The organism is Mycobacterium mantenii (genome assembly GCF_001667865.1).
GTDB lineage: Bacteria > Actinomycetota > Actinomycetes > Mycobacteriales > Mycobacteriaceae > Mycobacterium > Mycobacterium mantenii_A.
Map to the genome: position 1 here is coordinate 63411 of NZ_LZJP01000046.1, position 20089 is coordinate 83499.

Annotated in this window: 20 protein-coding genes; 12 read left to right on the top strand and 8 right to left on the bottom strand. The window is 70.3% G+C overall.

Annotated features, from left to right (window positions below):
- Positions 1-25: 25 nt before the first annotated feature.
- A complete protein-coding gene (locus A5688_RS07995) occupies positions 26-754 on the bottom strand; it encodes a TIGR03089 family protein (RefSeq protein WP_207546621.1) in 729 nt (242 codons plus the stop codon).
- Complete coding sequence (locus A5688_RS08000) at positions 742-2214, bottom strand: LCP family protein (RefSeq protein WP_067832941.1); 1473 nt, start codon at positions 2212-2214, stop codon at positions 742-744. Before A5688_RS08000 ends, A5688_RS07995 begins: the two co-directional genes overlap by 13 nt.
- A 109-nt stretch (positions 2215-2323) precedes the next feature.
- On the opposite strand from A5688_RS08000, the gene rfbD reads away from it, so the two are divergent.
- The 3 genes from rfbD to A5688_RS08015 are packed head-to-tail and all read left to right on the top strand — an operon-like array spanning position 2324 to position 5193.
- Positions 2324-3229: a dTDP-4-dehydrorhamnose reductase gene (gene rfbD, locus A5688_RS08005; protein ID WP_067832944.1), complete on the top strand. Its 906-nt coding sequence runs from the start codon at positions 2324-2326 to the stop codon at positions 3227-3229.
- On the top strand, positions 3189-4112 hold the full coding sequence (locus tag A5688_RS08010) for a glycosyltransferase family 2 protein (RefSeq protein WP_120312500.1): 924 nt from the start codon (positions 3189-3191) through the stop codon (positions 4110-4112). Before rfbD ends, A5688_RS08010 begins: the two co-directional genes overlap by 41 nt.
- 1 nt (position 4113) lies before the next feature.
- A complete protein-coding gene (locus tag A5688_RS08015; protein ID WP_067832950.1) occupies positions 4114-5193 on the top strand; it encodes a sugar phosphate nucleotidyltransferase in 1080 nt (359 codons plus the stop codon).
- Between the two features lie 76 nt (positions 5194-5269).
- Here A5688_RS08015 and A5688_RS08020 read toward each other — a convergent pair whose 3' ends face one another.
- The 4 genes from A5688_RS08020 to cofD are packed head-to-tail and all read right to left on the bottom strand — an operon-like array spanning position 5270 to position 9756.
- Positions 5270-5806 (bottom strand): NUDIX hydrolase, encoded by a 537-nt coding sequence (locus A5688_RS08020; RefSeq protein ID WP_067832953.1) that lies wholly within the window; start codon positions 5804-5806, stop codon positions 5270-5272.
- Positions 5803-7386 carry a class I SAM-dependent methyltransferase gene (locus tag A5688_RS08025; protein ID WP_067832956.1) on the bottom strand — a complete coding sequence of 528 codons (1584 nt, stop codon included), beginning with the start codon at positions 7384-7386 and terminating at the stop codon, positions 5803-5805. The genes A5688_RS08020 and A5688_RS08025 overlap by 4 nt, the downstream gene beginning before the upstream one ends.
- A gap of 10 nt (positions 7387-7396) precedes the next feature.
- Positions 7397-8758 carry a coenzyme F420-0:L-glutamate ligase gene (locus A5688_RS08030; protein WP_067832959.1) on the bottom strand — a complete coding sequence of 454 codons (1362 nt, stop codon included), beginning with the start codon at positions 8756-8758 and terminating at the stop codon, positions 7397-7399.
- Positions 8755-9756, bottom strand: coding sequence for a 2-phospho-L-lactate transferase (gene cofD / locus A5688_RS08035; protein WP_067832963.1), 1002 nt, complete (start codon positions 9754-9756; stop codon positions 8755-8757). Before cofD ends, A5688_RS08030 begins: the two co-directional genes overlap by 4 nt.
- A 389-nt stretch (positions 9757-10145) precedes the next feature.
- Here cofD and A5688_RS08040 point away from each other — a divergent pair, with 389 nt between their 5' ends.
- On the top strand, positions 10146-10484 hold the full coding sequence (locus tag A5688_RS08040; protein WP_067833272.1) for a WhiB family transcriptional regulator: 339 nt from the start codon (positions 10146-10148) through the stop codon (positions 10482-10484).
- 41 nt (positions 10485-10525) lie between these two features.
- On the opposite strand, the gene A5688_RS08045 is transcribed toward A5688_RS08040, so the two are convergent.
- Positions 10526-10948 carry a metallopeptidase family protein gene (locus tag A5688_RS08045; protein WP_067832966.1) on the bottom strand — a complete coding sequence of 141 codons (423 nt, stop codon included), beginning with the start codon at positions 10946-10948 and terminating at the stop codon, positions 10526-10528.
- 188 nt (positions 10949-11136) lie between these two features.
- On the opposite strand from A5688_RS08045, the gene A5688_RS08050 reads away from it, so the two are divergent.
- From A5688_RS08050 to manA, 4 genes are all read left to right on the top strand, one after another.
- Positions 11137-11586, top strand: a complete 450-nt coding sequence (locus A5688_RS08050) for a DUF3499 domain-containing protein (RefSeq protein WP_207546622.1) — start codon at positions 11137-11139, stop codon at positions 11584-11586.
- 83 nt (positions 11587-11669) lie between these two features.
- Positions 11670-13076 carry a phosphomannomutase/phosphoglucomutase gene (locus A5688_RS08055; protein ID WP_067914305.1) on the top strand — a complete coding sequence of 469 codons (1407 nt, stop codon included), beginning with the start codon at positions 11670-11672 and terminating at the stop codon, positions 13074-13076.
- Entirely contained in the window at positions 13073-14173 is a 1101-nt protein-coding gene (locus A5688_RS08060; RefSeq protein ID WP_068268115.1) for a TobH protein, read from the top strand. The genes A5688_RS08055 and A5688_RS08060 overlap by 4 nt, the downstream gene beginning before the upstream one ends.
- An 8-nt stretch (positions 14174-14181) precedes the next feature.
- Complete coding sequence (gene manA, locus A5688_RS08065) at positions 14182-15408, top strand: mannose-6-phosphate isomerase, class I (protein WP_067907566.1); 1227 nt, start codon at positions 14182-14184, stop codon at positions 15406-15408.
- On the opposite strand, the gene A5688_RS08070 is transcribed toward manA, so the two are convergent.
- Positions 15386-16801 carry an FAD-dependent oxidoreductase gene (locus A5688_RS08070; protein WP_067907569.1) on the bottom strand — a complete coding sequence of 472 codons (1416 nt, stop codon included), beginning with the start codon at positions 16799-16801 and terminating at the stop codon, positions 15386-15388. The two genes, manA and A5688_RS08070, sit on opposite strands and share 23 nt — an antisense overlap.
- A gap of 63 nt (positions 16802-16864) precedes the next feature.
- On the opposite strand from A5688_RS08070, the gene A5688_RS08075 reads away from it, so the two are divergent.
- The 4 genes from A5688_RS08075 to A5688_RS08090 all read left to right on the top strand — a co-directional run bounded on the left by A5688_RS08075 (position 16865) and on the right by A5688_RS08090 (position 20087).
- Complete coding sequence (locus A5688_RS08075; protein ID WP_067832988.1) at positions 16865-18382, top strand: amino acid permease; 1518 nt, start codon at positions 16865-16867, stop codon at positions 18380-18382.
- A 102-nt stretch (positions 18383-18484) separates the two neighbouring features.
- Positions 18485-19732 carry an alkane 1-monooxygenase gene (locus A5688_RS08080; RefSeq protein WP_067832991.1) on the top strand — a complete coding sequence of 416 codons (1248 nt, stop codon included), beginning with the start codon at positions 18485-18487 and terminating at the stop codon, positions 19730-19732.
- Positions 19729-19908, top strand: coding sequence for a rubredoxin (locus A5688_RS08085; protein ID WP_067832994.1), 180 nt, complete (start codon positions 19729-19731; stop codon positions 19906-19908). Before A5688_RS08080 ends, A5688_RS08085 begins: the two co-directional genes overlap by 4 nt.
- Positions 19905-20087: a rubredoxin gene (locus A5688_RS08090; RefSeq protein WP_067832997.1), complete on the top strand. Its 183-nt coding sequence runs from the start codon at positions 19905-19907 to the stop codon at positions 20085-20087. The genes A5688_RS08085 and A5688_RS08090 overlap by 4 nt, the downstream gene beginning before the upstream one ends.
- Positions 20088-20089: the final 2 nt, after the last annotated feature.

Consider the following 20089-nt stretch of genomic DNA (forward strand, 5'->3'; position numbering starts at 1 on the left):
CGGGCTCGGTCAGTGCCGCGGGCCCTCACAGCACCCGGGTGACTTTTTCGGTTTCGATTCTGCGCGCCTGCCCGGCCGGGTCCGCGTTGGCCACCTGCACCAGCGAGGCGCCGACGGCCATGATCGACAGCAGTCCGTCCACCAGTTCGGCCGGCCCCGACCACGACGCGCTGGACAGCACCCGGTCACCCGACGTCAAACCCCTTGTCGCGGCCGAGCTTTGGCAATCGGCCAGCACCTCGTCGGCCGATCGCCCACCCAGCGCCGCGCCCGGATGCGATTCGGCGACGATCTGGTCGCCATGCACCCGCACCGCGGTCGCGTAGTCGGTCACCCCGATCGGCAGGTCGGGTACACCTCGGCCGAACGGGTCCAGCGACAGCACCGCCACCTCACCGGCCCCGGTCTTGTCCGCCTCGTCCAGACGTTCGGCGGTGCACAGTGCTATGTCCGAAGCCACATCGGCCGCGCCCGGCTCGAGGACCGCCTCGGCGCCGATCCACCACACCCCGAACAGCACCGCCGCCGTCTGCCAGTGCGCCGGCAACAGGATCGCCACCCGGCTGGCCGGCCCCGCGCCCAGCTCGTCGCGCAGCAGGTTGCCCGTCTTGGCGGCCCAGTTGGCCAGCGTCACGGCGGACAATTCGATGCGCTCGCCGGTGGCGTCGTCGTAGTAGGTGATGCGCGGGCCGACCGGGTCGGCCCGCAGCATCGGATCGAGGATGGCCCCGCTCAGCGTGATCAGTTGATGCACTCCGGCTTGTCGGAGCCGGCGGTCAGGATCGGCGACGGCGCGGGAACCTTGGGGTCGGCCGCCACCGCTCCGGCCGTGGACACCCGGGCGGGCATGATCGTCGCGCTGCCGGACAGGCCCGAGCCCGGACCGCTGTAGTCGTTGGCCAGCACCACCCGCACCGCGCCCGGCGCCAGCGAGGTGTCGGCGACCACCGGCAACCCACCCAATTCCTTGGAGACCTCCTTGGCCCCCAGGTCGTCGCTCTTGGCGGCGCGCACCTGGCTGGCCTTGACGTGCCCGCCATCGTTGTTGCCCACCGTACCCGCGGCAAAGCCCTTGGCGCTCAACACGTCTGATACGGCCGCGGCCAGCCCGTTGATGTCGGTGTCATTGACGACGCTGGCGGTGGTCTTCGCCGGGGTGTAGGCGATCTCCTCGGTCTTGCCCTGTTCCTGATCGTGCAGCAGGCTGCCGACCCAGTCGGCGACCTGATGCGGGTCCAGCCGCACCACGCTCTGCATGCCGTCGTCGCTCCAGCCGGCGCCGTCGAGCACCGGGATGGTGGCGAACGCGACGTTGCCGCCGGCCAGCTTCTGCATCTGCTGCACGAAATCCATCACGTCCCAGCCGGCGGAGATCACCACCGAGCGCTGGACGGCGGCCTCCAGCCGCTTGACCGTGGTGGGGCTGGACAGCGTCCGGCCGGAGATGACCCGGTGGGCCAGCGAGGCCATCACCACCTGCTGGCGCACCACCCGGTCCAGGTCGCCGCGCGGCAGCTCGTGGCGCTGGCGCACGAAGCTGAGCGCTTCGGGGCCGCTGAGTCGTTGCGGGCCGGCCGGGAAGTCCGCCCCCGAAAGCGGTTCGAAGACCGGCTCCTTGAGACACACGTCGACACCGCCGAGCGCGTCGGTGATCAGCGAGAAGCCGAGCAGGCCGATCTCGGCGTAGTGGTCGACGGTGACGCCGGTGAGGTCGGCGACGGTCTTGATCAGCGCCTCGCGACCGGCCTCGGTGCCCTGCGCCGCGGCGTCGGCGGCGGAGTCGCCCGCCCGGACCAGGGCGGTGCGCTTGGCCTCCCGGGTCTGGCCGTAGACGCCGTTGATCTTGGTCTTGCCCAGGCCCGGGGCGGCGACGTAGGAGTCGCGCGGGATCGAGATCGCGGTGGCCGACTTCCCGTTGTTGGGGATGCGGATCAGGATGATCGTGTCGGTGTTGGTGGCCTCTTCGTCGCCGGCCTTCAGGGTGTCGAGTTCTTCCTGCGACAGCGGGTTGCCGTGCGCGTCGGTGCGGCTGTCCAAGCCGACCAGCAGGATGTCGATCGCGCCGTCGTCGCCGCCCTTGCCCAGCGAGGGCGCGGACATGTGGAAGATGCCGTCTTCGAAGGACCGCACGTTGCTCCAGGCGATCCCGGTGCCGAGGACGACCGCGAGCGTCAGCGCGGTGGCAATCACACGAACCACACGTTGCACAGGCATCCCACTACATTACTTGCGACACAGGAGCTTCACGGGTAGCCGGACCCCGCGCGCCCCGGGCTCGGCCCGCCCTTCCGCCGGCGTCGCCAGGCCATGCCAAACTCGAACCATGTCAGGCAGGATCGTGATCGCGGGCGCGGGTGGGCAGCTGGGCGGCTATTTGACCTCGTTGACGCAAAGTCAGGGCCGCGACGTGCTGGCCCTGACGTCGTCGCAGTGGGACATCACCGAACACGGCGCCGCCGAGCGGATCGTGCAGCCCGGCGACGTCGTGATCAACTGCGCGGCCTACACCAACGTCGACGGCGCCGAAAGCGACGAGAAGACCGCGTTCGCGGTCAACGAAACCGGTCCCGGGAACATCGCCCGCGCCTGCGCGCAGGCCGGCGCCCAGTTGGTGCACGTCTCCACCGACTACGTGTTCGACGGCGACTTCGGTGGCGCGGCACCGCGACCGTACGAGCCCACCGATCACACCGCGCCGCAAGGGGTGTACGCGCGCAGCAAGGTCGCGGGGGAGCGGGCCGTGCTGGCGGCGCTGCCGGAGGCTGTCGTGGTCCGCACCGCGTGGGTCTACACCGGCGGCACCGGCAAGGACTTCGTCGCCGTCATGCGCCGGCTGGCCGCCGGCGACAAGCCGGTGGACGTGGTCGACGACCAGATCGGGTCCCCCACCTACGTCGGCGACCTGGCCGCAGCGCTGCTGCAGATCGTCGACGACCGCGTGCCCGGCCCGATCCTGCACGCCGCCAACGAGGGCGCCTGCTCGCGGTTCGAACAGGCCCGCGCCGTCTTCGAGGAATGCGGTGCCGACCCGCAGCGGGTGCGGCCGGTCACCACCGACCACTTTCCCCGGCCCGCCCCCCGACCGGCCTACTCCGCGCTCTCCAGTGGCCAGTCCGTCGCGGCGGGGATGCGGCCGCTACGACCCTGGCGCCCTGCGCTTGTCGCGGCGCTGGCCGCGTCCGATAGCGATGCCGCGGCCGATCGACCGTTACCCTCTACGCGTGACTGACGTCCTGCCGGTCGTGACGGTGACCTACTCACCGGGCCCGCACCTGGAGCGCTTCCTGGCCTCGCTGTCGCTGGCCACGGAGCGAGAGGTGTGCGTGCTGCTGGCCGACAACGGCTCCACCGACGGCACCCCGCAGGCCGCCGTCGAGCGCTATCCCAACGTGCGGCTGTTCCACACCGGAGCCAACCTCGGCTACGGGACCGCGGTCAATCGCGCCGTCGCGCAGCTGGACCGCGACGCCGACTGGGTGATCGTCGCCAACCCGGACGTGCAGTGGGGCCCGGGCAGCATCGACGAGCTGCTGGCCGCCGCCGCGCGCTGGCCGCGCGCCGGCGCGCTGGGGCCGCTGGTGCGGGATCCCGACGGGTCGGTGTATCCGTCGGCGCGGCACCTGCCCAGCCTGATCCGCGGCGGCATGCACGCGGTGGTCGGCCCGTTCTGGAAGAGCAACCCGTGGTCGGCGGCGTACCGCCAGGAGCGGCTGGAGCCCAGCGAGCGACCGGTGGGCTGGCTGTCCGGGTCGTGCCTGCTGGTGCGCCGCTCGGCGTTCGGCCAGATCGGCGGGTTCGACGAGCGCTACTTCATGTATATGGAAGACGTCGACCTGGGCGACCGGCTCGGCAAGGCCGGGTGGCTGTCCGTCTACGTGCCGTCGGCGGAGGTGCTGCACCACAAGGGCCACTCCACCGGCGGGGACCCGGCCAACCACCTGGCCGCCCATCACAAGAGCACGTATATGTTTCTGGCCGACCGGCATTCGGGTTGGTTGCGCGCTCCGCTGCGCTGGACCCTGCGCGCGTCGCTGGCGGTACGTTCCCGCCTGATGGTGCGCGGTGCGCTGCGCTCATCCGGCCGGCGGAAACTGGTAGAAGGGCGACACTGAGGTGGGAACTCCAGAAGTCGATGTGGTGATCCTGGTCGGGGGCAAGGGCACCCGGCTGCGGCCGCTGACACTGTCGGCGCCCAAGCCCATGCTGCCCACCGCGGGGTTGCCGTTCCTGACGCATCTGCTGTCGCGGGTCGCCGCGGCCGGCATCGAGCACGTCATCCTGAGCACGTCGTATCAGGCCGCGGTGTTCGAGGCGGAGTTCGGTGACGGCTCGAAGCTGGGCCTGCAGATCGAATACGTCACCGAGGAGCGGCCCCTGGGCACCGGCGGTGGCATCGCCAACGTCGCCGACCAGCTGCGGCACGACACCGTGATGGTGTTCAACGGCGACGTGCTCTCCGGGGCCGACCTGGGCCAGATGCTCGAGTTCCACCGGGACCAGCGAGCCGACGTCACCCTGCATCTGGTCCGGGTCGGCGACCCGCGCGCGTTCGGCTGTGTGACCACCGACGACAACGGCCGGGTCACCGCCTTCGTGGAGAAGACGCAGGACCCGCCGACCGACCAGATCAACGCCGGCACCTACGTGTTCTCGCGCCGGATGATCGACCGGATCCCGCGCGGCCGCGAGGTGTCGGTGGAACGTGAGGTGTTTCCCGCGCTGCTCGCCGACCCCGACGTCAAGGTCTGCGGCTACGTAGACGCCACCTACTGGCGCGACATGGGGACCCCCGAGGACTTCGTCCGGGGCTCGGCGGATCTGGTGCGCGGCATCGCGCCGTCGCCGGCGCTGCACGGCCACCGCGGCGAGCAGTTGGTGCACGACGGCGCGGCGGTGTCGCCGGGCGCGGTGCTGGTCGGTGGAACCGTCGTCGGGCGCGGCGCCGAGATCGGCCCCGGCGTCCGGCTGGATGGCGCGGTGATCTTCGACGGTGTCAAGGTCGAGGCCGGCAGCGTGATCGAACGCTCGATCATCGGGTTCGGCGCGCGCATCGGCCCGCGGGCGCTGATCCGCGACGGGGTGATCGGCGACGGCGCCGACATCGGTGCGCGCTGCGAACTGCTGCGCGGCGCCCGGGTGTGGCCCGGTGTGTCGATTCCCGACGGCGGCATCCGCTACTCGTCCGACGTCTAGAGCCACCCTTCTGCGCCGAGTGTGAAGCTAGCCGCACGCTCGAGCGCGAGTGTGAAGGTAGCCGCACACTCGGCGGCTAGAGGCCGGTGGCCCGGGCGACCAAATGTGCCAGCGCCTGGTCGGTTCCGTCCGGCAGGGCGTCGGCGGGCCACCAGCGCAGGTCCTCGGACTCGTCGCTGATCGCGATCTGCGCGCCCGCCGGCGCGTGCGCGACGAACTGCAGGTCCAGATGGCGGGTCGGCACGCCCAGCGAGCAGGTCACCGGATGCACATGCACCGCCGCCAACTCCGGTGTGATGTGCAGCCCGTCGATCCCCGACTCCTCGGTGGCCTCGCGCAACGCGGCGGCGACGATGTCGGCGTCGTCCTCGTCGCAGTGGCCGCCCAGCTGCACCCAGCGGCCCACGCGGGGATGCAGCGTCAGCAGCACCCGGCTGCCGGAGTGGTCCAACACCAGCGCCGACGCGGTGACGTGGCCGGGCACGCACTCGCGCAGGCACGCGTCGGCGCGGGCGTGCACGAACGCCAGCACCGCGTGCCGCAACGAATCCTGGCCCGAGTCGGGGGGTTCCCAGCTGGACAGGATCGCGATCGCCGATTCCCGAACGCTCACCGCGACCTCCGCCGTTTCCGCCGATCCCGCAACGACACCCAGGCCGCACGGCAGTCGGCCACCACCCCGGCCGGCAACCCCAGGCCGTCGATCAGCACGCGGCGGTCGACGACGTCGAGCGCCTTCTCGATCTCGTTGGCCTTCAGCAACAGGTCCACATCGCAGGCGAGCTCGGCATCGGCGTGTGCCGGCGGGGGAACGGGCAGCCGCTCGGCCTCGCGGGGTTCCAGCTCCAGCACGCCGCCGCCGTAACTGCGGCCCATGATCTCGGTGAACGCGAACGTCACGCTGTTGTGGAAAACCGCGGCCAGCGCGGCCGCGTCGACCCCGGCGGCGAGGCGGACCCGGTGCACGGTGTCGGTGCTCGTGGCCCCGGCGGCGTTGACGGTCAGCCGCGGTGCCCGGTGGATCTGGCGCAGCAGGAACAGGTCGGGTTCCCACAGCGACGGCGTCTTCCACCAGGGCGTGCGGATCGAGCACTTGTAGCCGCGGTGCACCCCGGCCGCCTCGCCGGCGCGGATGTGGGCGATCAGGGCGGGGTCGGCCGGCTCGCGCGGCGCGTTGAGCAGCCAGCTGCGCTGTCCGGAGGCGAGATCGCTTGCGCGGCAATCGGTGTCGTAGACCAGCCCGGACAGCTGGGCGCTGCGCGAGACGAGCGGGACGCAGTGCGCGCGCAACCCCAGCTCGCCGGCCTGGGCGTCGGTGAGGGTGAAAAAGGCGTTGCGTCCGGTCACGATGCCGACGTCGACCTCGGCGATCGACCCCAGCCGGGGCAGGGTGCCCGACCCGTTGAGCGCGCGCAGCAGCCGGATCGCGGCGGGGTCCAGAAAGTACTTGGTCCACTTCTCATCCTCGTGCAGGAGCGCGGGCCCGAAAGGACGGCGTGCGACGTCCAGGTCCGCGCGCGCCAGTGCGTCGGAGTCCTGCAGGTGGACGGTGCGGATGCGCGCGGGACCGGTGCCGACGACGCCGCAGAACAGCACGACCTCCTGCAGGATGCCGTCGAACACCAGGCGCTCGAAGGTCAGCAGGGTGATCTCGCGGAATCGGCCGAGCAGAAAGTCGCGCAATTGTGCGGCGTAGCCGACCTGGAGCAGCTCGGCCGGTAGCACCAGCCCGACCCGTCCGCCCTCGCGCACCAGGACGGTGCTCGCCACAACGAACGGGACCCAGGCGTTGGTCAGCCGAGTGGGGCGCAGGCCCTCGCGCCGCATCAGGTCCAGCGCCGGATCGCGCTGCCGCGGCGACCAGTTGCCGAACCGGATGTAGGGCGGGTTGCCGGCGACCCCGTCCCAGCCGCCGGCCTCGGTGCCGGCGAGCCAGGCGAACAGGCTCTCGGCGTCGACGGGCGCGTACCGGCGCGACTTGGCCGCCTCGTCCGCGCTCAGCTCGACGCCGTGGACCCGGTCGCTGAGCCAGGCCAGCTCGCGCAAGATGGCGCCGTCGCCGCAGGAGGGTTCGAGGATCCTGGGTCCAGCCGCGCGGACCCACGCGGCCAGGAAGCGGGCCACCGGCGCGGGGGTGTAGTAGCCGCCGCGGACCTTGTCGGCCGAGGCCGCCGCCTTGCCCGCGAACTTCATGGGCTCAGTATCACCTGCGGATCAGCAGATCACCGGGGTCTGCCGGATCGCGCGGGCCGCCCGGTTCGGCGGCATAGCCGATGGCGATGGCGCCCAACGGCTCCCAGTCGGCGGGCAGCTCGAGCTCGGCGCGCACCAGGTCGGCGGCGAATATCGTCGAGCCGATCCAGCAGCTGCCGAGCCCGCGCACCGCCAGCGCGACCAGCAGGGCCTGCACGGCCGCGCCGACCGCCACGGTGAACATGGTGTGCTCGGCGTCGGTGCGGGCGGCGTCGGGATAGGAGTGGGCGCCGTCGGGCACCAGGATCGGGATGACGACCTCGGGCGCGTCGTAGAGGATCTGGCCGCGGGCCACCCGGCGCTCGATGGAGTCGGCGGGCCGGCCGTCGCCGGCGAGGTCGGCGCGCCACTTGTCCTTCATGCGGTCCAGCAGCCGCAGCCGAACGTCGGATGACTGCAGCCAGACGAACCGCACCGGCCGGGTGTGGTGCGGAGCCGGTGCGGTGAGGGCTTCGGCGACGGCGGCTTCCAGCAGGTCCGCCGGCACCGGCTCGGCGCTGAACCGGCGCACCGATCGGCGCAGCAGCTGCGCCTCGCGGCGGCCCATCTCGAGGGCTTCGGCGGTGCCGAGCCAGAACAGGTCTTCGGTGCCCGGCCGCACCAACCGCCGGGCCGTCGAGCCGTCGTCGGTCACCACATGGGAGGACAGGCCGCGCACCACCGCCACCGGCATCGCGGTCAGTTTGCCCTTCACCAGATCGGCCGCCGCCGCGATCTCGTCGGCGACCGCCACCTCGGTGACCAGCAACTCGTTGCCGTGCTGATCGACGGCCCCCGAATACCCGTGCAGCACAGCCAGACCCGCCGCGCCCACGGCCGCGTCCGTCTGGCCGTTGCGCCAGGCGCGGCCCATGGTGTCGGTGATGACCACCGCGACCTCGACACCGAGCCGTTCGCGCAGCCGGTCCCGCAGGGCCGCGGCGCTGCCGTCCGGGTCGACGGGCAGCAGCGCCAGTTCGTCGCTTCCGACGTTGGATCCGTCCACCCCGGCGGCGGCCTGCACCAGCCCGATCCGGTTCTCGGTGATCAGGGTGCGGCCCTTGCGCGCGAGCACCCGGACGGCCTCGTCGTCGACCAGCTTGCGCCGCAGTCGGTCGCGCTCCTCGGGATCCCGCGGCGCCGGCACCAGCCGGCCCTCGCATTTGGACACCGCCTTGCTGGTGACCACGACGACGTCACCGTCGCGCAGCCACGGTGCGGCCGCGGCGAGGGCCGCGCCCAGATCGTCGCCGGGCCGGAACTCGGGCAGGCCGGCGACGGGCAGGATCTCGATCGCGGCGGCGGTGCCGTGCTCGCCCGGCGAAGGGGTCATGGCGTGACCCCCGCCAGGTCCAGCCCGGCGCGGACCATCTCGGCCGTCGCCGCCGGGTCGGTCATCACCAGCGGCACCGAGCGCACCGCCACGCCGTCGATGTCGGCGCGGTCGTCCTCGCTCACCAGCCAGCCGTCCAGGATGCCGGTGTCCCGGCGCGCGCCGTAGTGGCGGCCGACCGCCTCGGCGGTGGATTCGACCCCGATGACCGACAGGCACGCATCGGCCATGCCGCGCAATGGCTTTCCGCCGATGATCGGCGAGTAGCCGACGATCGGTGCGCGCGCCGCGCGCAAGGCGCCGCGGATGCCGGGTATGGCCAGGATGGCGCCGACGCTCACCACCGGGTTCGACGGGGCCAACAGGATGATGTCCGCGTCCGCGATGGCCGCCGTGGCATCAGTTGTGGCGGCCGCCTTTTCGGCGCCGACGAAGGCGAAGCTGTGCGTGGGCACCTGGGCGCGGTAGCGCACCCACCACTCCTGGAAGTGGATGGCCCGCCGGCTGCCGTCGTCGGGATCGGTTATCACCACGTGGGTCTCGCAGCGGTCGTCGCTGGCCGGCAGCAGGCGCGCGCCGGGTTGCCAGCGGTCGCACAGCGCGGTGGTGATCTGGGACAGGGGGTAGCCGGCGCTGAGCATCTGGGTGCGCACCAGGTGGGTGCCGATATCGCGGTCGCCGAGCCCGAACCAGTCCGGCTGCACGCCGTAGCGCGCCAATTCCTCTTTGGCGTGCCAGGTTTCGTCGCGGTGCCCCCACCCTCGCTCCGGATCTACACCTCCACCTAAGGTGTACATGCAGGTGTCCAAATCGGGGCAGACCCGCAGTCCGTGGATCCAGGCGTCATCGCCGACGTTGACGATCGCCGTAAGCTCGTGGCTGCCGGCCCCGGTGTCCGGATGCCGCCGCGTATGAAATTGACCGAGCCCGAACAGCTGTTGAACCCCCAGCAGGAAGCGGGCGCCGCCAACCCCACCGACCAGAACGGTGACCTTCACATTGCACGACAGTACTGCCCGGCGGCGGTGCTGCGGCGGGCCCATCGGGGGTGCCTCAAAGTTGCGGTTCCCCACCGCTTGTCGCGAACTTGTGGGAAAGTTGATGGCCCTGTGATCGACACGCCGAAGGCGCAAAACAACAGAAACGCCGAAATTCGATCACGAGATGGTATGGAAATGCGCCGAAGTGCTTGACCCGGCAGATCAACCCGTGTCTAATCACATCAGTGTCATTTCCCGGTTGGCCGGCCGACTCCGGTGTCGCAGACCGAGATTCGATCACTTGTTCGAATTGTCTGTACATCAGAACAGTGGGAAACCAATCACTCTCTCTCAATCAAGCTGAGGAGGCGGACGACCGTATGTCTTACGAAACTTTTCGAGGCGCCATGGCGAGCACGCCGCACACCGACCTGACCCCGGCGCTGGACCGCCCCGCTCGGCCGCATTTGACCGTTGTCCCTGACGCGCCAATCGCTTTCGAGCCCGAGCCCATGCCGGAGCCGGCCGCAGACCAGTGGCAGGACCGGGCGCTGTGCGCCCAGACCGACCCCGAGGCCTTCTTCCCGGAAAAGGGTGGCTCCACCCGCGAGGCCAAGAAGATCTGCCTAGGGTGCGAGGTGCGTCATGAGTGCCTCGAGTACGCCCTCGAGCACGACGAGCGCTTCGGTATCTGGGGCGGATTGTCCGAACGCGAGCGCCGCCGCCTCAAGCGCGGCATCATCTGATCCACCCCGAGCGCGACGCACGCTGAGCGCACCGCGCGCTGTTATTCGTCGTCGATCGTGGGATCGATGACCGACGGCTCAACGTCAAGATAGATGGCGACCTGGGCCACCAGGATTTCGTGCAGCAAGTCGCCGAGCTCGACGGTGTCTTTGGCCCGTCGTTCAATTGGCTTGCGGAACAACACAATTCGGGCCCGCGTGGAGTTGCCGCGGACGTCCACGCCGGCCGGGATCAACCGCGCCAGCGGGATCGGCCCATCGGCGATCACCTCGGGCGGCCACTGCACGCTGTCGGGATCCTTGGCCGAGATCCGCGGAATCTCGTCGACGGCCACGTCCAGTTCGGCCAGCCGGTCCTGCCAGCTCCGCTCGATGGGTTCGTAGGCCTCCAGCACCGCCATGTCGAACCGCTCGGCGCGACTGCGCCATCCCGGCACGGTCGGGGGCAACAGCGGGCCGCGCATCTCGCGGCCCCTGCGGAAGAGTCGATGGCTAGCGGTTCGGCGCGGAGCCGATCCGTCTGGATACCGATCTCTTCGCGGGGAGCTGCGCGAATCGCCCACGCGCCGATGGTAACGGTTGCACATCGAGGGTCGGGGAGTTGCGCGTGTCCGGCGCTTCGGCGGCGTTTGCGCACGATAGCCTTTCGCTCGTGAACGTTCCCCGTCGCTGTTGCCGGCCCGGGTGCCCGCACTACGCCGTGGCGACCCTGACGTTCGTCTATTCGGATTCGACGGCAGTCGTCGGTCCGTTGGCGACCGCGCGGGAACCGCATTCCTGGGACTTGTGCGTCAACCATGCCGGCCGGATCACCGCGCCCCGCGGGTGGGAGCTGGTGCGCCATGCCGGGCCCCTCCTTTCTGAGCCCGCCCACCCTGACGATGACGACCTGGTCGCCCTCGCCGACGCGGTGCGCGAAGGCGGCGATCGCGGCGTGCCCTTCGCCGGCAACGTGACGCCGGTCAAGGGCTTCGCCGATTCGCACATCCATCACGGCGGCGCTCAGGCCACCGCGCCCAGCAGCAGCCTGCTGGCACCGCCCGAGCATCGGTCCGGACGGCGCCGCGGACATCTGCGCGTGCTGCCCGATCCCAGTGACTAGATCCGCACTCGCCACTACTCGGCCCCAGGTCTCCGTGGCCCGATAGGCTGACGGCCAAGAGTTCACGTCGTCAGGAGTCCCGCATGTCTCGGCCCGCCGCGACTGTCCACCGTGTCGTCAAGGCGTACGACGTGCGTGGCCTAGTCGGCGAAGAGCTCGACCAGCCGCTGGTCACCGATCTCGGTGCGGCCTTCGCCAAACTGATGCGCGCCGAGGGTGCCCGGCAGGTCGTGATCGGCCACGACATGCGGGACAGTTCGCCCCCGCTGGCCGCGGCGTTCGCGGACGGGGTGACCGGCCAGGGACTGGACGTGGTGCGCATCGGCCTGGCGTCCACCGATCAGCTCTACTTCGCCTCCGGGCTGCTGGACTGCCCCGGCGCCATGTTCACCGCGAGCCACAACCCGGCGGCCTACAACGGCATCAAGCTGTGCCGGGCGGGGGCCAAACCGGTCGGCGCCGAGACCGGGTTGCGCCTCGTCGCCGACGACGTGATCGCCGGCGTCGACCGCCACGACGGGGAGCCCGGCACCGTCAGCGATCGCGATGTGCTGGCCGACTACGGGGACTTCCTGCGCTCCCTGGTGAACACCTCCGGGCTGCGTCCGCTGCGGGTGGCCGTGGACGCCGGCAACGGCATGGCCGGTCTGACCACGCCCGCCGTGCTCGGCCCGATCGGTTCGATCACGTTGGAGCCGTTGTACTTCGAACTCGACGGTTCGTTTCCCAATCACGAGGCCAACCCGCTGGACCCCGCCAACCTGGTGGACCTGCAGGCGTTCGTGCGCGAGACCGGCGCCGATATCGGGCTGGCCTTCGACGGGGATGCCGACCGCTGCTTCGTGGTCGACGAGCGCGGCAACCCCGTGTCGCCGTCGACGGTGACCAGCCTGGTGGCGGCCCGCGAGTTGAGCCGCGAGATCGGCGCGACGATCATCCACAACGTGATCACCTCGCGCGCGGTGCCCGAACTGGTCGCCGAGCGCGGCGGCACACCGCTGCGGTCCCGGGTGGGGCACTCCTATATCAAGGCGCTGATGGCCGACACGGGCGCGATTTTCGGCGGGGAGCATTCGGCGCACTACTACTTCCGCGACTTCTGGGGCGCCGACTCCGGGATGCTCGCGGCGCTCTATGTGCTGGCCGCCCTCGGCGAGCAGGACCGCCCGCTGTCGGAGTTGACCGCGGACTACCAGCGCTACGAATCGTCGGGCGAAATCAACTTCACGGTGACCGACGCCGGGCAATGCACGGAAGCGGTGCTGAAGTCGTTCGGCACCCGGATCCACTCCCTGGAACACGTGGACGGGGTGACGGCCGACCTGGGCGACGGCAGCTGGTTCAACCTGCGCAGCTCCAACACCGAGCCGCTGCTGCGACTGAACGTGGAGGCGCGCACGGCCGAGGACGTGGCCGCAGTCGTCGCCCAGATCAGCGCCGAGATCACCGCGACCTCGGCCGCTGGGGCGGGCGTGAAGGCCGCGCCGTGAGCGCCACCCGGGCGATCGATCTCCAGGACGCCGAGGGGCTGCTGGCCGCCGACCGCGACGGCCTGCTGCGGGCCGCGTCGTCGGCGGGCGCCCAGGTGCGAGCGATCGCCACCGCGGTCGAGGAGGGTGCGCTCGATCCGCTGCGCGCCGACGATCGCCCGCGCAGCGTCATCTGGGTGGCCGGCCGCGGTACCGCCGAGACCGCCGGGACGATCCTGGCCGCGACCATAGGTGGAACCGCTTCGGAGCCCTTCACTCTCGCGGGCGAAGCACCGCCATGGGTGGGTCCCCTCGACGTGTTGGTCGTCGCGGGCGGCGACCCCGGCGATCCCGCGCTGGTCGCCGCCGCGGCAACCGGGTTACGCCGGGGCGCCCGGGTGGTGGTGGCGGCGCCGTACGAGGGCCCGTTGCGAGACGCCACCGCCGGACGCGCGGCGGTGCTGGCGCCCCGGCTGTGGGTTCCCGACGAATTCGGCCTGTGCCGCTACCTGGCCGCCGGGCTGGCCGTGCTACACGCCATCGACCCGCGACCCGACGTCGACCTCGCGTTGCTCGCCGACGAGCTGGACGCCGAGGCGCTGCGCAACAGCGCCGGCCGCGAGCTGTTCACCAATCCGGCCAAGCTGCTGGCCGCGCGGATCGCCGAGCGCCAGTTGGCGCTGGCCGGCGACGCCGCCGCGACGCTTGCGCTGGCCCGGCACGGCAGCTCGGTGCTGTTGCGGGTCGCGAACCAGGTGATCCCGGCCGCCGGGCTGGCGGACGCCCTGGTCGCCATGCGCGCCGGCGCGACGGGCGGCCTGACGGATCCCGACGCCGCGCTGTTCCACGACGAACAGATCGACGGACCCCTGCCGCCGCGGTTGCGGATCCTGGCCGTCGTCCTGGCCGACGAGCAGCCGGGCGTGGCCGCCCGGACCGCCGGGCTCGACGACGTGTACCTGCTCGCCGCCGAGGACGTGCCCGACGGGCCCGGCGGCTCGGCCGGCTACGGCGTATCGCCGGCGCTGGGGGGACCCGGGCGCCCCGAGCAGCAACTGGCAGTATTGGCCGTCCGGCTGGAGATGGCCGCGGTTTATATGCGACTGGTGCGGGGATAGATACAACAGTGGAACTGCTTCGCGGGGCCTTGAGAACGTACGCCTGGGGTTCGCGTACCGCCATCGCCGAGTTCACCGAACGCCCGGTGCCGGCGGCGCATCCGGAGGCCGAGCTGTGGTTCGGAGCGCACCCCGGCGATCCGGCCTGGCTGGAGACGGACAACGGCGAAGTCACGTTGCTCGAGGCACTGATGGACGACCCGGAGGGACAGCTCGGGCCGGCGTCCCGGGCGCGCTTCGGCGACGTGCTGCCGTTCCTGGTGAAGGTGCTGGCCGCCGACGAGCCGCTGTCCCTGCAGGCCCACCCGAGCGCCGCGCAGGCGGCCGAGGGTTATCTGCGCGAGGAGCGGGTCGGCATCCCGCTGAACTCGCCGGTGCGCAACTACCGCGACACGTCGCACAAGCCCGAGTTGCTGGTGGCGTTGCACCCGTTCGAGGCGCTGGCCGGATTCCGGCAGGCCTCGCGCACCGTCGAGCTGTTGCGCGCCCTGGCCGTCTCCGACCTCGACCCCTACATCGACCTGCTCAACGACCAGTCCGACGCCGACGGCCTGCGCGCGTTGTTCACCACTTGGATCACCGCGCCGCAGCCCGACATCGACGTGCTGGTGACCGCCGTGCTGGACGGCGCCATCGCCTACCTCAGCTCCGGGGCAACCGAATTCGCGGCCGAGGCCAAGACGGTGCTCGAGCTCGGTGAACGCTATCCCGGTGACGCCGGCGTGCTGGCGGCGCTGCTGCTGAACCGCGTCACCCTGGCCCCCGGCGAGGCCATCTTCGTCTCCGCCGGCAACCTGCACACCTACCTGCGCGGCTTCGCGGTGGAGGTGATGGCCAACTCCGACAACGTGTTACGCGGCGGCCTGACCCCCAAGCACGTCGATGTGCCCGAGCTGCTGCGCGTGCTGGACTTCGCGCCCACCACCGAGGAGCAGCTGCGCCCTCGCATCCGCCGCGAGGGCTTCGGGCTGATCTATGAGACGCCCACCGACGAGTTCGCCGTCGCGCTGCTGCAGCTTGACGACGAGTATGTCGGCCACGAGGTGGACGCGACGTGCAGCCACGACGGTCCGCAGATCCTGTTGTGCAGCCAGGGTTGCACGTCGGTGCACGGCAAGTCCGGCTCGCTGACGCTGAAACGCGGGATGGCCGCGTGGGTGGCGGCCGACGACGCCCCGATCCGGCTGGTCGCCCACGAACCCACCAAGCTGTTCAGGGCGACGGTTGGGTTGTGAGGGCGCGCTTTTCTTTGGCGGCCTGACGCCGCTCGGCCAGCCAGAGCCGGAGGTTGTGCGCCATCGCGCGGCCGACGATCCGGGGCGGCGGCACCATATAAAGGCTGTCCAGCAGGGAGAACCGCCGCAAGAACCATTCGGCGAGAACGGGTTCGGTCTCGGCGGCGCCCAGGAATTGGTCGAACAGCGCTCCTGAGGGCCGCCACCACCAGGGGATCGGCCCCTTGGTGCCGGCATGGTGGAACGTGACGTCGCCGATGGCGTTCATCGTCCACACCGGGAAGGTGCTCTTGGCGGTGGCCCGGTTCAGCGCCGCGACAACCTGATCGTCGGGCAATTGCAGCGCTCGGCGCAGATGACCGGCCTGCAGCGACGTCATCGTCATGCCCTGCCCGAAGGTGGGATTGAAGCTGGCCACCGCGTCGCCGAAGGCGATGATGCCTGCCGGCAGGCGGTCCAGCTTGTCGTAGCGGCGCCATTTGCTGGCGGGGAAGGCGTGAAACGCCGGATCGCCCAGCGGCTCGGCCCGCGCCAGCGCGGCGTTGAAGTGGGCGGGGAGCAGCCGCTGTGCCAGCACGAGCATCTCGGGAAAGGTCTTCGGCGGTTTGGCGTTGGCCACGCCGAACGTGGTGAGCACCCAGGTGCCGTCCTCGTAGCCGAGCATGCCCAGCCCCAGGGACATGTCGTGGGAGGCGCCGGCGACCACCACCTTCTCCGCGATCAGCCCGTCGGGGATGCGGAACTGCTGGGTGGCGTAATGGATGCCGATGTCCAGCTCCTGTTGGTCCGGGCGCTGAAATCCCCAGTCCGCCAGCCACACCGGCAGCCGGGTGCCTCGGCCCGCGGCGTCGACGACCAGGTCCGCGGCTATGAATTCCGGGTCCTTGCTTTCGGGATCGACCGGATCCAGCAGCACACCGGTCACTCGCTGTCGCGCGCGGTCGAACCGCGGCTCGGCCACCGAGCGCCGCGCCACGTTCACGTTCGCGAGGTCGCGGACCCGGCGGCGCAACTGCCACTCGAGGTGGGGGCGGCTGGGCACATACGCGGTGAACTCGTCGCGCAGGGTGTGCGCGGTGCCCAGGACGTGGCCCGCGGCGCCCAGATAAATGCAGTCGGGCCGGTTGTGGAGTTTGGGGACGCCGGCGGCCACCATGTCGTCCAGCAGCCCGGGGAACAGGCTCTCGAATTCGCTGGCCCCGCGCGCCATCAGCATGTGCAGGTGCCGGTCCTGGGGCACCGTCGCCCGGTTCGCCGGTGCATCCGGCAACTCGTCGCGCTCGTACACCGTCACCCGCGAATACGAATCCGAGAGCACCCGCGCCGCGCAGAGACCGGCGATGCTTCCCCCAATGACGACGGCGTGATCCCTGGCCGTTGCTCTATCCGGCATTTGCGGAGGGTACCCAGTACTGTGACGGACCAACGGCTCCCAGCGCTGGGAAAGGGCGAGTGCATGGCCAATCGATGGCGGACCAAGTCGATCGAGCAATCAATCGCCGATACCGACGAACCCGACACCAAGCTCCGCAAGGATCTGACCTGGCGCGACCTGGTCGTGTTCGGCGTCGCGGTGGTGATTGGCGCCGGCATCTTCACGGTCACCGCGTCGACCACCGGTGACATCACCGGCCCGGCCATCTGGGTGTCGTTCGTGATCGCGGCGGGCACCTGCGCGCTGGCCGCGCTGTGCTACGCCGAATTCGCCTCGATGCTGCCGGTGGCCGGCAGCGCCTACACCTTCTCTTACGCCACCTTCGGGGAGTTCCTGGCCTGGATCATCGGCTGGAACCTGCTGCTGGAACTGGCGATCGGCGCCGCCGTGGTGGCCAAAGGCTGGTCGAGCTATCTGGGCACCGTGTTCGGATTCGCCGGCGGCACGGCCAAATTCGGCTCGGTCCAGGTGGACTGGGGGGCGCTGGTGATCGTCGGGGGGGTGGCGACCCTGATCGCGTTGGGCACCAAGTTGTCGTCGAGGTTCTCGGCGGTGATCACCGCGATCAAGGTGTCGGTGGTGATCTTCGTCGTGGTGGTCGGCGCCTTCTACATCAAGCGCGCCAACTACTCGCCGTTCATCCCCAAACCCGAGGCCGGTCGCGAGGCCAAGGGGATCGACCAGTCCGTCTTGTCGTTGCTGACGGGCGCGCACAGCAGCCACTACGGCTGGTACGGCGTGCTCGCGGGGGCGTCCATCGTCTTCTTCGCGTTCATCGGGTTCGACATCGTCGCCACCATGGCCGAGGAGACCAAGAATCCGCAGCGCGACGTGCCCAGGGGAATCCTGGCGTCGCTGGGCATCGTGACTCTGCTCTACGTCGCCGTCGCGATCGTGCTGTCCGGCATGGTGTCCTACACCCAACTCAAGACCGTCCCGGGCCACGGCCAGGCGAACCTGGCCACAGCCTTCACCGCGAACGGCATCCACTGGGCCAGCAAGATCATCTCCATCGGCGCGCTGGCGGGCCTGACCACCGTGGTGATGGTGCTGATGCTCGGCCAGTGCCGGGTCTTGTTCGCGATGGCGCGCGACGGGCTGTTGCCGCGGTCGCTGGCCAAGACCGGTTCGCACGGCACCCCGGTGCGGATCACCGTGCTGGTCGCCCTGGTGGTGGCCGTCACCGCGTCGGTGTTCCCCATCACCAAGCTCGAGGAGATGGTGAACGTCGGAACGCTGTTCGCCTTCGTCCTGGTCTCGGCCGGGGTGATCGTCCTGCGCCGAACGCGGCCGGACCTGGAGCGCGGATTCAAGGCGCCGTGGGTGCCGCTGCTCCCGATCGCATCGATCGCCGCGTGTGCGTGGTTGATGCTCAACCTCACCGCGCTCACCTGGGTCCGGTTCGGTGTGTGGCTGGTGGTGGGCACGGCGATCTACGCCGGGTACGGCTACTGGCACTCGGTGCAGGGCCGGCGCGACGTGGGGGAGACCGCACGCAGCGAACCCCTCGAGGCCGATCCGCACAGCCCGGTGCCCTAGCCGCCGGTCGTTTACAAAAAACCGCCTTTTGTCTAGACAGGAGACGCAAACGTCGGTATTGTCCAACCTCAACGTGGTGTGACTCACAAGGAGGTTTGGCATATGACCACATTCGAACCGCAACTGAGCCAGGGAACCGGGCCGGTCGTCTGGCGGGACAAGAAGCGTCGCCTATGGCTGATGGGGCTGATCGCCCCGACGGCACTGTTCGTGATGTTGCCGCTGGTCTGGGGCCTGAACCGGCTGGGCTGGCACGCCGCCGCGCAGGTGCCGCTGTGGATCGGGCCGATCCTGCTCTGGGTCCTGCTGCCGATCCTGGACCTGCGGTTCGGGCCCGACGGACAGAATCCGCCGGACGAGGTGATGGAGCAGCTGGAGAACGACAAGTACTACCGTTACTGCACCTACGTCTACGTTCCGTTCCAGTACCTCAGCGTGGTCATGGGCGCCTACCTGTTCACCGCCTCGAACCTGCACTGGCTCGGCTTCGACGGCGCCCTGGGCTGGGGCGGCAAGCTGGGGCTGGCGCTGTCGGTCGGCGTGCTCGGCGGCGTCGGCATCAACACCGCGCACGAGATGGGCCACAAGAAGGACTCGCTGGAGCGCTGGCTGTCCAAGATCACCCTGGCGCAGACCTGCTACGGGCACTTCTACATCGAGCACAACCGCGGCCACCACGTCCGCGTCGCCACCCCGGAGGACCCGGCGTCGGCGCGCTTCGGCGAGACCTTCTGGGAGTTCCTGCCGCGCAGCGTGTTCGGCAGCCTGCGCTCCGCGCTGCGGCTGGAGGCGCAACGGATTCGCCGGCAGGGCGCCAGCCCCTGGCACCCCAAGACGTACCTGTCCAACGACGTCCTCAACGCCTGGCTGATGTCGGTGGTGCTGTGGGGGGCGCTCATCGCGATCTTCGGCCCGGCGCTGATCCCGTTCGTGATCGTCCAGGCGGTCTTCGGCTTCAGCCTGCTGGAGTCGGTCAACTACCTGGAGCACTACGGGCTGCTGCGGCAGAAGAACGCCGGCGGGCGCTACGAGCGTTGCGCGCCGGTGCACAGCTGGAACTCCGACCACATCGTCACCAACCTGTTCCTGTACCACCTGCAGCGGCACAGCGACCACCACGCCAACCCCACCCGCCGCTACCAGACGCTGCGCAGCATGACGGGCGCGCCCAACCTGCCGAGCGGATACGCGTCGATGATCTCGCTCACCTACTTCCCGCCGCTGTGGCGCAAGGTGATGGACCACCGGGTGCTGGCGCACTATGACGGCGACATCACGCGCGTGAACATCCAGCCGCGGCTGCGCGAGCGGGTGCTGGCGCGCTACGGGGCGGCTGGGGAAGCGGCATGACCGCCTACCGCTGCCCCGGCTGCGACTACACGTACGACGAAGCCAAAGGCGCACCGCGGGAAGGTTTTCGGCCGGGCACGCCCTTCAGTGACATCCCCGACGACTGGTGCTGCCCCGATTGCGCGGTGCGCGAGAAGGCCGATTTCGAAGAATTTGGGATAGGAGTGAGTCAATGAGCGACTACAAGCTCTTCATCTGCGTGCAGTGCGGATTCGAGTACGACGAGGCCAAGGGATGGCCGGAGGACGGCATCGCCCCCGGCACCCGGTGGGACGACATCCCCGACGACTGGAGCTGCCCGGATTGCGGCGCGGCGAAGACCGACTTCGAGATGGTGGAGATCGCCCGTTCGTGACC